The sequence below is a fragment of the Methylobacterium sp. 092160098-2 genome (genome assembly GCF_028920805.1).
Classification (GTDB): domain Bacteria; phylum Pseudomonadota; class Alphaproteobacteria; order Rhizobiales; family Beijerinckiaceae; genus Methylobacterium; species Methylobacterium fujisawaense.
This window is the reverse complement of sequence record NZ_JAQPZJ010000001.1, coordinates 1,423,690-1,438,411: the sequence shown is the minus strand read 5'-3', so window position 1 is coordinate 1,438,411 and position 14,722 is coordinate 1,423,690. Positions and strand designations below refer to the sequence as shown.

The 14,722-nt window shown below is 69.5% G+C and carries 15 protein-coding genes and 1 tRNA gene; 9 read left to right on the top strand and 7 right to left on the bottom strand.

Translation table 11 applies throughout. The features are described 5' to 3' along the window. The first annotated feature begins 4 nt into the window (after positions 1-4). The gene (locus PQI07_RS06740) at positions 5-436 is read left to right on the top strand and encodes a hypothetical protein (RefSeq protein WP_274926328.1); all 432 of its coding nucleotides are present in this window, start codon (positions 5-7) and stop codon (positions 434-436) included. Positions 437-457: 21 nt separating this feature from the next. After that, a complete protein-coding gene (locus PQI07_RS06735; RefSeq protein WP_043760213.1) occupies positions 458-697 on the top strand; it encodes a hypothetical protein in 240 nt (79 codons plus the stop codon). A gap of 172 nt (positions 698-869) precedes the next feature. Here PQI07_RS06735 and PQI07_RS06730 read toward each other — a convergent pair whose 3' ends face one another. Beyond that, positions 870-2,096, bottom strand: a complete 1,227-nt coding sequence (locus tag PQI07_RS06730; protein WP_274926327.1) for a glycerophosphodiester phosphodiesterase family protein — start codon at positions 2,094-2,096, stop codon at positions 870-872. A gap of 97 nt (positions 2,097-2,193) precedes the next feature. On the opposite strand from PQI07_RS06730, the gene yddG reads away from it, so the two are divergent. Continuing rightward, positions 2,194-3,108: an aromatic amino acid exporter YddG gene (gene yddG / locus PQI07_RS06725; RefSeq protein ID WP_274926326.1), complete on the top strand. Its 915-nt coding sequence runs from the start codon at positions 2,194-2,196 to the stop codon at positions 3,106-3,108. On the opposite strand, the gene PQI07_RS06720 is transcribed toward yddG, so the two are convergent. Beyond that, entirely contained in the window at positions 3,105-3,533 is a 429-nt protein-coding gene (locus tag PQI07_RS06720; protein WP_274926325.1) for a cupin domain-containing protein, read from the bottom strand. The two genes, yddG and PQI07_RS06720, sit on opposite strands and share 4 nt — an antisense overlap. Before the next feature lie 98 nt (positions 3,534-3,631). Between PQI07_RS06720 and PQI07_RS06715 the strand changes: the two genes are divergently transcribed. After that, a complete protein-coding gene (locus PQI07_RS06715) occupies positions 3,632-4,255 on the top strand; it encodes a ribonuclease D (protein ID WP_043347481.1) in 624 nt (207 codons plus the stop codon). Positions 4,256-4,419: 164 nt separating this feature from the next. Here PQI07_RS06715 and PQI07_RS06710 read toward each other — a convergent pair whose 3' ends face one another. Both PQI07_RS06710 and glnA read right to left on the bottom strand, forming a co-directional pair. After that, the gene (locus tag PQI07_RS06710) at positions 4,420-5,058 is read right to left on the bottom strand and encodes a VOC family protein (RefSeq protein WP_043760218.1); all 639 of its coding nucleotides are present in this window, start codon (positions 5,056-5,058) and stop codon (positions 4,420-4,422) included. Positions 5,059-5,277: 219 nt separating this feature from the next. Continuing rightward, positions 5,278-6,687: a type I glutamate--ammonia ligase gene (gene glnA / locus PQI07_RS06705; protein ID WP_043385529.1), complete on the bottom strand. Its 1,410-nt coding sequence runs from the start codon at positions 6,685-6,687 to the stop codon at positions 5,278-5,280. A gap of 335 nt (positions 6,688-7,022) precedes the next feature. On the opposite strand from glnA, the gene PQI07_RS06700 reads away from it, so the two are divergent. Further along, positions 7,023-8,057, top strand: a complete 1,035-nt coding sequence (locus PQI07_RS06700; protein ID WP_043347488.1) for a glutamine synthetase beta-grasp domain-containing protein — start codon at positions 7,023-7,025, stop codon at positions 8,055-8,057. A gap of 194 nt (positions 8,058-8,251) precedes the next feature. Here PQI07_RS06700 and PQI07_RS06695 read toward each other — a convergent pair whose 3' ends face one another. Continuing rightward, positions 8,252-8,431: a DUF2735 domain-containing protein gene (locus PQI07_RS06695; RefSeq protein WP_043347490.1), complete on the bottom strand. Its 180-nt coding sequence runs from the start codon at positions 8,429-8,431 to the stop codon at positions 8,252-8,254. 163 nt (positions 8,432-8,594) lie between these two features. Continuing rightward, positions 8,595-8,933, bottom strand: a complete 339-nt coding sequence (locus tag PQI07_RS06690; RefSeq protein WP_003600526.1) for a P-II family nitrogen regulator — start codon at positions 8,931-8,933, stop codon at positions 8,595-8,597. 194 nt (positions 8,934-9,127) lie between these two features. Between PQI07_RS06690 and PQI07_RS06685 the strand changes: the two genes are divergently transcribed. Beyond that, complete coding sequence (locus PQI07_RS06685; protein ID WP_274926324.1) at positions 9,128-10,627, top strand: NAD(P)H-hydrate dehydratase; 1,500 nt, start codon at positions 9,128-9,130, stop codon at positions 10,625-10,627. Here the strand turns inward: PQI07_RS06685 and PQI07_RS06680 are convergent. After that, positions 10,620-12,104: a multicopper oxidase family protein gene (locus PQI07_RS06680; protein WP_043760222.1), complete on the bottom strand. Its 1,485-nt coding sequence runs from the start codon at positions 12,102-12,104 to the stop codon at positions 10,620-10,622. The genes PQI07_RS06685 and PQI07_RS06680 overlap by 8 nt on opposite strands. 148 nt (positions 12,105-12,252) lie before the next feature. Between PQI07_RS06680 and PQI07_RS06675 the strand changes: the two genes are divergently transcribed. The 3 genes from PQI07_RS06675 to PQI07_RS06665 all read left to right on the top strand — a co-directional run bounded on the left by PQI07_RS06675 (position 12,253) and on the right by PQI07_RS06665 (position 14,632). After that, positions 12,253-12,337, top strand: a tRNA-Leu gene (locus PQI07_RS06675). Positions 12,338-12,468: 131 nt separating this feature from the next. Then, the gene (gene tig, locus PQI07_RS06670; protein WP_043347496.1) at positions 12,469-13,878 is read left to right on the top strand and encodes a trigger factor; all 1,410 of its coding nucleotides are present in this window, start codon (positions 12,469-12,471) and stop codon (positions 13,876-13,878) included. 127 nt (positions 13,879-14,005) lie between these two features. After that, on the top strand, positions 14,006-14,632 hold the full coding sequence (locus PQI07_RS06665; RefSeq protein WP_012322036.1) for an ATP-dependent Clp protease proteolytic subunit: 627 nt from the start codon (positions 14,006-14,008) through the stop codon (positions 14,630-14,632). Positions 14,633-14,722 lie beyond the last annotated feature (90 nt).

Below are 14,722 nucleotides of genomic sequence, written 5' to 3'. Positions count from 1 at the left end.
TTCTTTGCGCGATACGGCTTCGCGTGCCGGCCAGAGCGAGGGCAGCATCAACCGCACGCTGCCCACCGTCGCGAAGCTCGGTCTCGCCGCGGCCTGCGCCCTGGGCTTGGCCGCCTGCGTCACGCCGCAGGAGCGCCACGCGATGGATCAGAACCAGTGCTACGCCTTCGGCTTCGAGCCCGACACTGACGGCTTTGCCGAGTGCATGATGGGCCTCCATCAGCAGCGCGCCGTCGCCCAGGCCAACAGCAACCTGTATTGGCAGGCGCAGCTCGCCGAGCAGAACCGCCGCCGCGAGGCCCGGCAGGATCTCTACAAGATCGCTAGCCTGCAGCGGAGCGGCGACCCCCGCTTCCCCATCTGCGGCGCCTCGTCCGATGGCGGCATGGATCGCCGGACCATGACTTGGTACGGCCCGAACTGCCGCGCCCGCTGACCGCTATAAGGGAGATCGACGATGTCGGACGTCATCACGCCGCGGCCGGGGAACGCCAGCACGTTCATCTTCGCCACGACGGCGATGTTCGCGGCCACGATCGGGATGGTCACGCAGGACTGGGGATGGTTCGTCTTGGCGATGCTCGGAAGTGCCGGGGTGCAGTGCGTGATCTACGTGCCGCTTCAACGATGGTTCGGCTGGAAGCCGCTCGATTTCGGCCATCTGGGTCATCTCGTCCTGCTGCTCTCCCCGCTTTGAGACGCCCATCCCCGGCAGCGCCCCGAGGGGCTGCTGCCGGTTCTCCGGATCGCTCACCCCGAGACAACGCTCATGACGCTCGCCCTGATCATCACCGGCTTCCTCATCGTCAACTTCATGATGGCCGGCGTCTTCTCCCTCGTGGCCCTGTGGGCCGACTGAGCCGCACCCCTTAGGGCGCGCCGACGCAGTTGGCGTAGAAGGTCGTGGTCGCAGGCCAGTCGGAGAAGACGCCCAGCACGCCCACCTGCCCGTGCAGGACATCGAGCAGCCGCAGGATGTCGCCGTCGCCGGTCACCACCGGCTTGATCGACTGATAATAGTACCCGCCGCCGCCCTTCAGGGGGCCCGAGCGCTCCAGGGACCACGCGATCAGGCCCAGGCCGGCTTTCTTCGCCTCCCGGGCGTAGGTCGAGGGCTCGATCGTCCCGTCAGGCCCCGGCCGCACCAGCATCCAGAGCGGCGGCGCCAGGATCTTCACGCCCTTCTGCGCGAGTTCGGCCATGCCGGGCTGCCACGTAGCGGGCTTCTCCGGGTCGAAGCCCTTCGCGGTCTCGTCGCGGTCGTCGAGGAAGATCGCCTGGCGGCCGAAATCCGGATCCTTCTCCAGCCAGTACAGGATGTCCCGCAGCTGGAAGCTCTGCGGATAGACGTCGGAGGCCGGGATGCCGGCCTGCCGGTACTCGTCGATCAGCTGCTGGGCGTACATGTCCTGGGTGTAGGTGCCGTCGAACGGCATCGGCACCTGGGGGGCCTTCAATTCGGGGGTGAACTTCCGCCCCAGCCCCTTCACCAGCGCGATGTACTCCTTGTGGGACATCAGCGTGCCGGTGCCGGCGTAGAGATCGGTACGCCAGCGCGGGGTCGCGTTCATGTAGGCCGTCACGCTGGTGGCGTCCGGATCGGCGGCGTCCATCTTCCCGTTCAGCGACTTGAACTCGTCCAGCGTCAGGTCGCTGGTGCAGCACTTGGCCGAGGCCTTGCGGCCGGTGGCCGGATCGGCCGGCGTGAAGCCCTGCGTGCATTTCGCCGCGAGCTCGGGCCGGGCCAGGATGTCGGTGGTCGTGTGCAGATCGCACTGGCTGTGACGGCAGACGAGCTGGCGGTCCTTGGTGAAGGCCACGTCGCACTCGATGATCCCGGCGCCCATCCGGTCGGCGGCGAGCACCCCCTCCCGTGTATGCTCCGGAAACATCAGCGGTGCGCCGCGATGCGAGATCGAGAAGGCCCTGGGCGTGTAGGTCCGGTCGATTCCGCAGGCGGCGAGCGTGTCCTTGAGCGGGCCGGGCTTCAGCTGGTCGACGAGGTAGAAGGGCCGCGGCCCGAGCTGGGCGGCCTCGCCGGCGAGGCCGGGTCCCGCTCCCAGGAGCAGCCCCAGCCCGATCATGAACGCACGCATCGCGAACCTCCCGTTTCAGGTCGCCGGTAGAGGGCCACGGTGACAGCGGCGTGACCCCGGTCTCGCCGACTCGGAAGCGGCGTGATAGCGGCACGCCATGACCGCGCCTGCATCGATCTCGACCTTTCGCACGCAGAGCGCAACCGCCACTGTCGCGGGCTTCGGTGCGATCCTGCTGTGGTCGCTGCTCGCCCTGTTCACGGCCGCCTCCGGGACGGTGCCGCCGTTCCAGCTCGCCGCCATGACCTTCCTGATCGGCGGCCTGTGCGGCTGCGCAACCTGGATCGTCCGGCCGAGCCGCGCCCGCGCCTTGATCCAGCCCTGGCCGGTCTGGCTGCTCGGGGTCGGAGGCCTGTTCGGCTACCACGCCCTTTACTTCAGCGCCCTGCGCCTCGCGCCGCCGGCCGAGGCCGGGCTGATCAACTATCTCTGGCCGCTGCTGATCGTCCTGTTCTCGGCCCGCCTGCCGGGCTCGGGCGGGTTGCGCCCGGGCCATCTCATCGGGGCGGTCCTCGGTCTCGCCGGCGTCGCGGCCCTGTTCGCCGGACGGGCCGATCTCACCTTCGCTGCGGGCGCGCTGCCGGGCTACGCGGCCTCCCTGGCGGCGGCCTTCGTCTGGGCCGGATACTCGGTGCTCTCGGCCCGGGTCGGGCAGGTGCCGACCGACGCGGTCGCAGGGTTCTGCCTCGCCACGGCGGCGCTCAGCCTCGCGTGCCATCTGGCCTTCGAGGCGACGGTCTGGCCGGCCGATGCGGTGCAATGGGGCGCCGTGCTCCTGCTGGGTCTCGGGCCCGTGGGGGCGGCCTTCTATCTCTGGGATATCGGCTGCAAGCGCGGCGACGTCCGGCTCCTCGGTGTCACGGCCTACGCGGCGCCGGTCCTCTCGACGCTGATCCTGGTGGCGGCGGGCTATGCCAGCCCGAGCCCCGCCCTGGCGGTCGCCTGCCTGCTCATCGTGGCGGGGGCGCTCACGGCGGTGCGGACGTCGCGGACGTCGCCGAAGCGAGGCTAGCGCCGCGGCGTCGGCCGCCAGTCCGGCGGTGCCATCTCGAAGCCGGCGAAGTCGAAGCCCGGCGAGACCGTGCAACCGACGAGCGTCCAGGCGCCCAGGCTGGTGGCGGTCTGCCAGTGGCCGGTCGGCACGATGCATTGTGGGCGCTGCCCCGCGGCGAGATCCGGGCCGAGATGCTGGGCCGTGGCGTCGTGCCCGTTGGGGCTCGTGGTGATCACGAGCGGCGCGCCGGCATGCCAGTGCCAGATCTCGGTGGCGTCGACCCGGTGCCACGCCGAGACCTCGCCGAGATCCAGCAGAAAGTAGATTGCCGTGCCGACCGAGCGCCCCTCCACCGTGCGGGGATCGCGAAAGGTCTCGCGGTAATGGCCGCCCTCGGGATGGGGTTTCAGCCCCAGCGTCGCGATCACCTCGGCTGCCGTCATGATCCGCCTCTCCATCCGCCGCGCCGGCGTCCGGCCGGCCGCTTGCCGGCACTGGACGCCGATGCTACCGGCCGAAAAACCCGTAAGGTCCGAAAAAGATGCCGAGCCCCACCGTACGTCTCCACCGCGGCGACCTGCCCGCCGATTACGATGCGGGCCGGGCGGTGGCCATCGACACAGAGACGCTCGGGCTCAACCCGCATCGGGATCGTCTCTGCGTGGTGCAGCTCTCCACCGGCGACGGGACGGCCGACGTGGTCCAGATCCCGCAAGACGGTCCGGAGCCGGTGATGCTCAAGCGCGTCCTGGCGGATCCGGAAATCCTCAAGATCTTCCACTTTGCGCGGTTCGACGTGGCGGTCCTGTATCGGGCGCTCGGGGTGATGCCGACGCCGGTCTACTGCACCAAGATCGCCTCGAAGCTCGCCCGGACCTATACGGATCGCCACGGCCTGAAGGACGTGGTCCGCGAACTCGTCGGCGTCGACCTGTCGAAGCAGCAGCAATCCTCGGATTGGGGCGCGGAGAATCTGTCGCAGGCCCAGCTCGATTACGCGGCGTCGGACGTGCTCCACCTTCACGCGGCCCGCGACCGGCTCGACGCGATGCTGGCCCGGGAAGGGCGCAGCGATCTCGCGGCCGCCTGTTTCGCTTTCCTGCCGACCCGGGCCCGCCTCGACCTCGACGGCTGGCCCGAGACCGACATCTTCGCGCATACTTGAGGAGGCGGAGGATTCTGCACACTTCCTGTGCGGAGTGAGACTTTCCTGTCACCGCACCGCGATGTGTCGCTGGTAAGTTGTGGTTGCCAGGGCTTCCGGGTCCCGGCCAGTCCCTCCTCGCCGGTCACCCACCCGATCAGGCCGGCGAGGAGGGTCCGTCGTGCTCAGGTCAGCGTCCGCGGGCCGGACGGCGTCGTGATCCGGGCGGTCCAGCGCGGGCCGGGGCCCGCCACGACCCGCGGCGGATCGGCGAGGCCGAGCGCGGCGTGCAGCTCCGTGACGGCGTCGGGATCCGGATGCGTCAGGATGAGCGCCTCCAGACCGGCGCCGAGATCCGGCATCCGCCCCGCCGGATTCCCGCGTTGCCCCCAATCCATGACGCACGGCGCTGCCCCGTCCGCCGGCCACACCCCGCCCGGGGGCACCGCGAAGCGCCAGGACAGGTCGCCGCGGGTCATCGTCGCCGCCGCGCCGAGGAGCGCGCCATGGGCGGCGAGAACGCCGTCGAGATCGTCCGTGCGGGCGACGAAGCCGCGCAGCCGCCGGCCCGAATCCCAGTCGGCCCGCACCCGTGCGGCATCGCCGAGGCCGAACCAGCGCGCCCGCGGCGGGACCGGCGCCTCGGGATCGACAGCGATCACCTCCAGGAACGTGGCGTCGCCGAGACGCATCAGATGGTTGCGGGTGCCCATCTCGCGGTGGCGCCCGCCTTCCGGCATCGTCAGGCCGAGGCAATCCCGGACATGCGCCACGCCTTCCGCGAGATCGGGCGCGACGACGACGAGGTGGTCGAGGGTAAGCATCGGGCGGGCTCCGTGTGACCGCTAGCGCCTGGGCGGCCGGCGGCCAGGGCATTCCCGGGGCCGCGCAGGTCCCGACCCGGCCTTCGTGCTGACGGGCGCCGCAAAATCAGGTGGGGATGGGTAACTCCGGAACGTCCCCAAGAAAAAGGCCGGGGCCCCGCGAGAGGCCCCGGCCTGGGAGAGATCCGGGCCGGGCATCGTGCCCGGCCCGCACTCACCTTACAGCGAGTAGTACTGCACGAACTCGATCGGGTGCGGGGTCATCTCGTAGCGCAGCACCTCGGTCATCTTCAGCTCGATGAACGAGTCGATCTGGTCGTCCGAGAACACGCCGCCCTCCTTGAGGAAGGCCCGGTCCTTGTCGAGGTTGGCGAGCGCCTCGCGGAGCGAGCCGCACACGGTCGGGATCTTCTTCAGCTCCCGCGGCGGCAGCTCGTAGAGATCCTTGTCCATGGCCGGACCCGGGTCGATCTTGTTGCGGATGCCGTCGAGGCCGGCCATCAGCAGCGCCGAGAAGGCGAGGTAGGGGTTCGCCATCGGGTCGGGGAAGCGGACCTCCACGCGCTTGGCCTTCGGGCTCTTGGTCCACGGGATGCGGCAGGAGGCCGAGCGGTTGCGCGCCGAGTAGGCCAGCAGCACCGGCGCCTCGTAGCCCGGCACCAGGCGCTTGTACGAGTTGGTCGACGGGTTGGTGAAGGCGTTCAGCGCCTTGGCGTGCTTGATGATGCCGCCGATGTACCAGAGGCACTCCTGGGAGAGGCCGGCATACTTGTCGCCGGCGAAGACCGGCTTGCCGTCCTTCCAGATCGACTGGTGGACGTGCATGCCCGAGCCGTTGTCGCCGTAGACGGGCTTGGGCATGAACGTCGCCGACTTGCCGTAGCTCTGCGCGACGTTGTGGATGCAGTACTTGTAAATCTGCATGTGGTCGGCGAGCAGGGTCAGCGTGTCGAACTTCATGCCGAGCTCGTGCTGGGCCGAGGCCACCTCGTGGTGGTGCTTCTCGACCTTCACGCCCATGGACTGCATGGCCGCGAGCATCTCGCCGCGCATGTCCTGCGCCGAATCCTGCGGCGGGACGGGGAAGTAGCCGCCCTTGGTCTGCACCCGGTGGCCGAGGTTGCCGCCCTCGTAATCGGTGAAGCCGTTGGTCGGCAGCTCGGTGGAGTCGAGCTCGAAGCCGGTGCGGTAGGGGTCGGCGCCGAACTTCACGTCGTCGAACACGAAGAACTCGGCCTCGGGGCCGACATAGATCGTGTCGCCGATGCCGGTCTGCTGCAGGTAGGCCTCGGCGCGCTTGGCGGTGCCGCGCGGGTCGCGGCCGTAGGGCTCGCCGGTGGCCGGCTCCAGCACGTCGCACACGATCGACATGGTCGCGGCCGAGAAGAACGGGTCCAGGGTGGCGGTCACCGGATCCGGCATCAGCAGCATGTCGGACTCGTTGATCGCCTTCCAGCCGGCGATCGAGGAGCCGTCGAACATGGTGCCCTCGTCGAAGATCTCCTCGTCGATGAGCGACACGTCGAACGTGACGTGCTGCCACTTGCCGCGCGGGTCGGTGAACCGGAAGTCCACGTAGCGCACGTCGTTGTCCCGGATCGTCTTCAGCACCTCGGCCGCAGTGGTCATCGTGGGCATCCTCCAGGGATCTCTGAATCGTCTCTCGGGGCGCACCCGCACGCGGTCGCGTGCGCCGGCAAGCGGGGCTTGATATCCGGCGCGGGCGTGCCTTGCCACCCGCCGGGCCCCGGAATCGGCGGCCAGATAGAACGATCGGTCCGCGATTGCGTCCGATCTCGAAACCGTGATCGCGCCATACCGTTTCTAGGGCATCGTTGTTCTCCGGCAATGGCCCTGCTGGCACGATCCATGCGAAGGCGGCCGCAGCCGTCGACGAGGCGGCAAGCCGTTCGCGTCTTCCCGGGTTGCCCAGGTCGCGCATCGATACGGACGAGAGAACCGGAATGACCAAATATAAGCTCGAGTACATATGGCTCGACGGGTACACGCCGACCCCGAACCTCCGCGGTAAGACGCAGATCAAGGAATTCGACAGCTTCCCGACCCTCGAGCAGCTCCCGATGTGGGGCTTCGACGGCTCGTCCACCAAGCAGGCCGAGGGCGGCAGCTCCGACTGCATGCTGAAGCCCGTGCGCCACTTCCCCGACCCGGCCCGCAAGAACGGCGTGCTGGTGATGTGCGAAGTGATGATGCCGGACGGCGTGACCCCGCACGAATCCAACAAGCGCGCCACCATCTTGGACGATGCCGGCGCCTGGTTCGGCTTCGAGCAGGAGTACTTCCTGTACAAGGACGGCCGCCCGCTCGGCTTCCCGGCCTCCGGCTACCCGGCGCCGCAGGGCCCGTACTACACCGGCGTCGGCTACTCGAACGTCGGCGACGTCGCCCGCAAGATCGTCGAGGAGCACCTCGACCTCTGCCTCGATGCCGGCATCAACCACGAGGGCATCAACGCCGAGGTGGCCAAGGGCCAGTGGGAGTTCCAGATCTTCGGCAAGGGCTCCAAGAAGGCCGCCGACGAGATGTGGATGGCCCGCTACCTCCTGCAGCGCCTCTGCGAGAAGTACGGCATCGACGTCGAGTACCATTGCAAGCCGCTCGGCGACACCGACTGGAACGGGTCGGGCATGCACTGCAACTTCTCGACCGCGTTCATGCGCGAGCACGGCGGCAAGGCGTATTTCGAGAAGCTCATGGAGGCGTTCAAGAACGCCCGCGAGGAGCACATCGCCGTCTACGGTCCGGACAACCACATGCGCCTGACCGGCAAGCACGAGACCGCCTCGATCCACGAGTTCTCGTACGGCGTGGCCGATCGCGGCGCCTCGATCCGCGTGCCGCATTCCTTCGTGAACAACGGCTACAAGGGCTACCTCGAGGATCGCCGTCCGAACTCCCAAGGCGACCCCTACCAGATCGCCTCGCAGGTGCTGAAGACGATCGCTTCCGTGCCGGCCGAGGCCGCTGCAGCCGCGTAAGACGCGTCGGAAGCGTCAGCTTCCCACAGAACGAACGAAGCCGGGCCCTCGGGTCCGGCTTCGCCGTTTCCGGATCGGGTGGGCCGGTCCGTGACCCGTGCCAGCGCTCCAGGATAGCGAGCTCCGCTCGGCGGCCCTGTAACGTATGGGTATCGCGGGGTGCGTGGACGGGCGGAACGCCCGAGTTTCGGGTCTCAGGATCGGCGCGGGCGCTCGTCGTCGCGGATCGCCGCCTCGTGGTACCACGCGCCGCCGCCGAGGCTCGGCACGGGTGCGGGTTTCGCGTCCGGAGCGGCCCGCGCGGTCAGGCGCGAGCGCCGGAACGCGGACAGATCGTAGATCTTGGCGCTCTCGCGCGGGTCCGTCGCGGCCATCGCACATCCTCCTGCATCGGGTTCAAGCGGCCGATCAGGCCAGCCGTTCCCGATGATGTGGGGTGTGGAAGGCGGCGCTCCAGTGCGGAGCGCGCCGATGCCGGACATTCGCGCAGTGCGAAATCTTAGGCAGAGAAGCGTTGCGGGAGCGGGACGGCCCGCGTCAGATCGCGTCCGTTCCGGTCTCGCCGGTGCGGATGCGGATCGCTTCCTCGATGGTCGAGACGAAGATCTTGCCGTCGCCGATGCGGCCGGTCTGGGCCGACTTGCGGATCGCCTCGACGGCGCCCTCCACAAGGGCGTCGGACAGAACGATCTCCAGCTTCACCTTGGGCAGGAAGTCGACCACGTATTCGGCGCCCCGGTAGAGCTCCGTATGGCCCTTCTGACGGCCGAAACCCTTCGCCTCGATGACGGTGATGCCCTGGAGACCGACCTCCTGGAGCGCCTCCTTCACTTCGTCGAGCTTGAAAGGCTTGATGATCGCTTCGATCTTCTTCATGCCGCTCGGGCCTGCGCTGCGGTGCCGGGCATTTCTAACATCCTCGTGACGCCTCCGCCATGCCGTTTTCGCGGCGTGCCCAACCATAGTGCCTATTTCATGTGCGATCCACGCACATCCTTCAGGCGCTTCTCCGGTTTTTGGCGCGTTTTTAGTCAGGGCTGATCGGTGCACGGGCAGAGGGGAGGGCGGACATGCGGTTGTTGACGGTCGCGGCGATGAGGCGGGTCGATGCGGCAGCCATCGACGGCGGCGTGCCGGGCCTCCGGCTGATGGAGGCTGCCGGCGCCGCGGTCGCCGCCCGCGCCCGGGCTCGCCTGCCGGCGGGCGGAAAGACGGTCGTCCTGTGCGGACCCGGCAACAACGGAGGCGACGGCTTCGTGGCCGCGCGCCTGCTGGCGGAGGCCGGCTACGGCGTCGACCTCGTCCTTCTCGGTGAGCGTGCGGCGCTAAAAGGGGACGCCGCCCTGGCCGCCCAGGCCTGGACGGGACCGGTGCGTCAGGTCGACGGCAGCCCGCTGCCGTCCTGCGACCTCGTGATCGACGCCCTGTTCGGGGCCGGTCTGTCGCGCGATCTCGACGGCGCCGCCCGCGCGCTCGTCGAGGCGGTGAACGCCGCCGGGGTCCCGGTGCTCGCGGTCGACGTGCCGACCGGGATCGACGGCAATACCGGTGCGGTGCGAGGTGTCGCGATCCGGGCGGTGGAGACCGTGACCTTCGTGGCGTTCAAGCCCGGACACCTGCTCCAACCCGGACGCAGCCTCTGCGGGCAACTCAGCCTCGCGGATATCGGGACCGGACCGGAGGCGCTCGCGGTCGGTCTGGCCGTCGGCCCGCCGCTCCATCGGAACGGGCCCGACCTGTGGGCCGGAGCCTTCCCGCGGCTCAGCGGATTGAGCCACAAATACACCCGCGGCCACGCCCTCGTGCTGTCCGGGCCGGCCACGAAGACCGGGGCCGCCCGGCTGGCCGCCCGCGGTGCCCTGCGGGTCGGCGCCGGGCTCGTGACCGTCGCGTCGCCGCCCGCGGCGCTCGCTGAGAACGCCGCGCATCTCACGGCGATCATGCTGCGGCCTTGCGAGAGTGCCGATGACCTCGACGACCTGCTCACCGACGAGCGGCTGAATGTGGTTCTGGCCGGTCCGGGACTCGGGACCGGCGAGCCCACCCGGGAACGCGTCGCCGTGGCGGCGGCGGCCGGGCGCGGCCTCGTTCTCGATGCCGACGCGCTGACGAGCTTCGCCGGGCAGGCGCGCCTTCTCGCCGCCCATTTGGCGGATGGCGATGCCCGGGCCGTCCTGACCCCCCATGCCGGCGAGTTCGCGCGGCTCTTCGACGGTACGGCGGCGGCAGGCGCCGCCGACAAGGTCGCGCGGACCCGCGCGGCGGCGGAACTCACCGGCGCCGTCGTGGTCCTCAAGGGCGCCGATACTGTCGTCGCCGCCCCGGACGGCCGCGCGGCGATCAACGACCACGGCAGCCCCTATCTCGGCACTGCGGGCTCCGGGGATGTGCTGGGTGGCCTGATCGCCGGCCTGATGGCCCAGGGCATGGACCCCTTCGAGGCCGCCGCCACCGGGGTGTGGCTCCACGGCGATGCCGGCCTGCGCCACGGTCCCGGCCTGATCGCCGAGGACATCCCGGAGCTGATGCCGGCGGTGCTCCGGGACCTCGTCGAATCCGCGCTCAGGTGACTTCGAAGACGGTCCACAGGCCGGTGTCGAACCGCTCCAGCACCGTGGCGCTGATCAGCCAGCGCCCCGGATTGTCGGCCAGGAAGCCGATCCGTGCGGTCCTGCCCTCCAGGAGCTGGAACGTGTCCAGCCAGTAGGGCTCCCAGCCATCGTCGAGGGGGTGGAGCAGCCGGAAGCAATGGCCGTGCAGGTGCAGGGCCTGGGGAAAGGCGGTATCGTTGCGCAGGGCCAGCACCACGACCTGGCCGCGCTTCACCGAGAAGATCGGCTGGAGGCCCGTGGTGCCGCTCACACCGTTCACCGACCAGATCTTCTGCGGATCGCCCGTATAGACGGCGTCGGGCGCCGGACCGTCCTTGGCGCCTCCCTTGTCCTTCGGCACGAAGGCGCCGCCGGTGATCACGACGTCGCGGCGCAGGGCGTTCTGGAGCTTGACCTCGGCCGGCAGGCGCTTGTTCTCGCCGATCGGCCCGATCGGCGGCCGCTTCTCGGTGATCTTGGCGCCCTTCGTGGTGACGCTGGCCAGGATGAGGCCCTTGCCGATCAGCGCATGGATCGCGCAGGTGGCGCCTTCCTCCTCCGGCAGGTCGACGAGCAGGTCGTAGCGGGTTCCCGGCGGGAAGGGCAGGGTGGCCCGGAGCGGCTCGAACGTGTCGGTGGGCTGCCCGTCGACCGCCGCCACATAGACCTTGACGCCTTCGAACTTGATGCGCGTCGCCCGGGCGTTGCAGGCATTGCCGAGGCGCAGGCGGACCCGGGCCCCGGGGCGGGCCTCGAAGATGCCCGGCACCGGCTTGCCGTTGACCGTGACGAGGTTGCCGAGGCGCCCGTGTGCGGCCGCGAGCGGAACCTGCCCGAAGGGCAGGAGCGTGCCGTCATCCTCGAGCCGCCAATCCTGCAGGACGACGCTGACATCGGCATCGACGGCGGGCGGATTCGCCTCCTCGACGACCAGCATGCCCGCGAGCCCGCGCCCCGACGGTTCGCTCGACCCCCCGACGACCAACGGCCGGATCAGGTAGGAGCCGGCATCCGGCGGCGTGAACGCGTAGAGGAAGTCGCCGCCCGGCGGGATCGGCGCCTGGGTCACCCCGCCGACGCCGTCCATGGCGTTGACGTTGCGCACCCCGTGCCAGTGCAACGCGAGCGGCTTGTCGGTCCGGTTCTCGACCTTCAGCCGCACCGGCTGGCCGAGCTTGACCCGGACGACGGGCGGCAGGGCCTTACCGTCGAAGCACCAGACCGGCGTTTCGGGCGCGGGCTCCGACCGGAACCGAGCCCGGCCGGGGGCCGCCGGCAGGGCGGCCGGTTCCGGTTGCGCCGGAGACGCCGCCCCGCTGCCGGGGGGCGGGCTCGGCGCCTGGGCCCGCGCCGCGTCCGGCACCAGCCCGAAGGCGGCGGCGGTGGCGAGGAGGCTCCGGCGCGACGGCGAGCCGGCGCGCGAATCGGTCGGCGGCACGGGGCGGGATGGCGGCATGGGATCTCGGCTGCGGCTCGCGACGGGTTCGCTCCATAGCGGCGTGTCGGCTCCCGCGCCACAGGGGTAAGTTTTTTGCTGCGGGCCGGCCGGCCCATGCTATAGGGCGCGCTTCCGGCGGCCGGCGATGCGCCGGATGTCGGCGCGCGCGGGCGTGGCGGAACTGGTAGACGCGCTGGATTTAGGTTCCAGTGTCGCAAGACGTGGGGGTTCGAGCCCCTCCGCCCGCACCAGGACGTCTGCTGCGGTAGCGGTCCCCTCGGGACCCTCCGTCCCGTACCCGACATCTCGGCATCCCGGTCCGCGCGAGCACGACGCCGGCCCGCCCGGCGAACCCAGGTTTCTTTGAAGAGCGACGACGACGATGCAGGTGACCGAGATCAACGCCCAGGGGCTGAAGCGCGAGTTTCAGGTTCTGCTGGCCGCCCAGGAACTCGAGGAGCGCCTGACCAACGAGCTGTCCGGCATGAAGGACAAGGTGCAGCTCAAGGGCTTCCGCCCCGGCAAGGTGCCGGTCGCGCATCTGCGCAAGGTCTACGGCCGCTCCGTGATGGCTGAGGTGGTGCAGAACGCCGTCAACGAGGCCAATCGCCAGATCGTCGCCGACAACGGCCTCAAGCTCGCCCTGGAGCCGCAGGTCGAGTTCCCGAGCGATCAGGCCGAGGTCGAGAAGGCGCTCGACGCCAAGGGTGACCTCGCCTTCAAGGTCGCCCTCGAGGTGATGCCGAGCTTCGAACTCGCCGACCTCTCCGACGTCAGCCTGACCAAGCGCGTCGCCAAGCCTTCCGACGCGGAGGTGGACGAGGCCCTGGAGCGCATGGCCGGCCAGGGCCGCCCGTTCGCCGAGCGCGACGAGGGCGCGGAGGCCCAGAGCGGCGACCGCGTCACCATCGACTTCGTCGGCCGCATCGACGGCGAGGAGTTCCAGGGCGGCAAGGGCGAGGGCATCGATCTGGAGCTGGGCTCCGGCTCGTTCATCCCGGGCTTCGAGGACCAGCTCGTCGGCGCCAAGGTCGGCGACAAGCCGCTCGTGAAGGTCACCTTCCCCGAATCCTACGGGGCCGAGCACCTCGCCGGCAAGGACGCCGAGTTCGACGTGACGGTCACGAAGATCCAGGCGCCGGGCGAGGCCAAGGTGGACGACGAGTTCGCCAAGTCCATGGGCATGGAGTCGCTGGAGAAGCTCCGCGAAGCCGTGTCGGAGGCGATCGGCCGCGACTTCGAGGCCGCCACGCGCCGCCGCCTCAAGAAGGACCTCCTCGACGCCCTGGACGGCAAGTACGCCTTCGAGCTGCCTCCGTCCCTGGTGGCGCAGGAATTCGCCGCGGTCTGGGCCCAGGTCGAGCAGGACCTCAAGACGCGCGGCAAGACCTTCGAGGATGAGGACACCACCGAGGAGAAGGCCCAGGCCGAGTACCGGAAGATCGCGGAACGGCGCGTCCGTCTCGGTCTCGTGCTTGCGCAGGTCGGCGAGAGCGCCGATATCAAGGTCTCGGATGAGGAGGTGAACCAGGCCCTCATCGCCCGGGTCCGGCAGTTCCCGGGCCAGGAGCAGCAGGTCTGGGACTTCTACCGGAAGAATGCGCAGGCGCTCGCGGAACTCCGCGCGCCCCTGTTCGAGGAGAAGGTCGTTGACCACGTCCTCGGGCAGGTCAAACTCGTCGAGGAGCCTGTCTCGAAAGAGGCGCTTTTCGCAGACGAAGATGACGACGACACGACCGGCGAGAAGCCGGCAGACAAGGCCGAGGCCAAGACCGAGGCAAAGGCCGACTGAGTCCCGCCCTGTCCGAGCGACGGCGGGCAAGGGTTAGGCGATGGTTAAGCATCGCCGGTGTTCGCTGACATGCCCGGGGCTGCCCTGATTCGCGGCAGCCCCGGGCCTCACTCCTGGGCAGGACGAGATGAGAGATCCGATCGACGTCTACAACAATGCGCTCGTGCCGATGGTCGTCGAGCAATCGAGCCGCGGCGAGCGCGCCTTCGACATCTACTCCCGCCTGCTGCGCGAGCGCATCATCTTCCTCACCGGCCCCGTGGAGGATTACGGCGCGTCGCTGATCGTGGCGCAGCTGCTGTTCCTCGAGGCGGAGAACCCGAAGAAGGAAATTTCCTTCTACATCAACTCCCCCGGCGGCGTGGTCACCTCGGGCCTGTCGATCTACGACACGATGCAGTTCATCCGCTGCCCGGTGACGACGCTGTGCGTCGGCCAGGCCGCCTCCATGGGATCGCTGCTGCTCACCGCCGGCGAGCCCGGCCATCGCTTCGCCCTGCCGAACGCCCGGATCATGGTCCACCAGCCGTCGGGCGGCTTCCAGGGTCAGGCGACCGACATCCTGATCCATGCCCGCGAGATCGAGGCGCTGAAGCGGCGCCTGAACGAGATCTACGTGAAGCACACGGGTCGCGACTACGACACGATCCACACCGCCCTTGAGCGCGACAATTTCATGACCGCGGACGCGGCCAAGGAGTTCGGGCTCATCGACGAGGTGATTGAGAAGCGCCCCGAGCCGGCAGCCGCCTGATCGGATCCGCGACGCCTGACCGCCGCGGCGCGGCCTTGATCCCGCCGCGGCAGCGTGTTTGCATCCGAGATCGGGCCCTTCGGTCAAAGG

Coding starts and splice junctions, on each gene's coding strand:
- PQI07_RS06735 (WP_043760213.1), top strand. CDS start 458: ATGTCGGACGTCATCACGCCGCGGCCGGGGAACGCCAGCACGTTCATC.
- PQI07_RS06720 (WP_274926325.1), bottom strand. CDS start 3,533: ATGACGGCAGCCGAGGTGATCGCGACGCTGGGGCTGAAACCCCATCCC.
- PQI07_RS06680 (WP_043760222.1), bottom strand. CDS start 12,104: ATGCCGCCATCCCGCCCCGTGCCGCCGACCGATTCGCGCGCCGGCTCG.
- PQI07_RS06665 (WP_012322036.1), top strand. CDS start 14,006: ATGAGAGATCCGATCGACGTCTACAACAATGCGCTCGTGCCGATGGTC.
- PQI07_RS06695 (WP_043347490.1), bottom strand. CDS start 8,431: ATGGCCGCGACGGACCCGCGCGAGAGCGCCAAGATCTACGATCTGTCC.
- glnA (WP_043385529.1), bottom strand. CDS start 6,687: ATGACCACTGCGGCCGAGGTGCTGAAGACGATCCGGGACAACGACGTG.
- PQI07_RS06710 (WP_043760218.1), bottom strand. CDS start 5,058: ATGCTTACCCTCGACCACCTCGTCGTCGTCGCGCCCGATCTCGCGGAA.
- PQI07_RS06690 (WP_003600526.1), bottom strand. CDS start 8,933: ATGAAGAAGATCGAAGCGATCATCAAGCCTTTCAAGCTCGACGAAGTG.
- yddG (WP_274926326.1), top strand. CDS start 2,194: ATGACCGCGCCTGCATCGATCTCGACCTTTCGCACGCAGAGCGCAACC.
- PQI07_RS06715 (WP_043347481.1), top strand. CDS start 3,632: ATGCCGAGCCCCACCGTACGTCTCCACCGCGGCGACCTGCCCGCCGAT.
- PQI07_RS06730 (WP_274926327.1), bottom strand. CDS start 2,096: ATGCGTGCGTTCATGATCGGGCTGGGGCTGCTCCTGGGAGCGGGACCC.
- tig (WP_043347496.1), top strand. CDS start 12,469: ATGCAGGTGACCGAGATCAACGCCCAGGGGCTGAAGCGCGAGTTTCAG.
- PQI07_RS06685 (WP_274926324.1), top strand. CDS start 9,128: ATGCGGTTGTTGACGGTCGCGGCGATGAGGCGGGTCGATGCGGCAGCC.
- PQI07_RS06700 (WP_043347488.1), top strand. CDS start 7,023: ATGACCAAATATAAGCTCGAGTACATATGGCTCGACGGGTACACGCCG.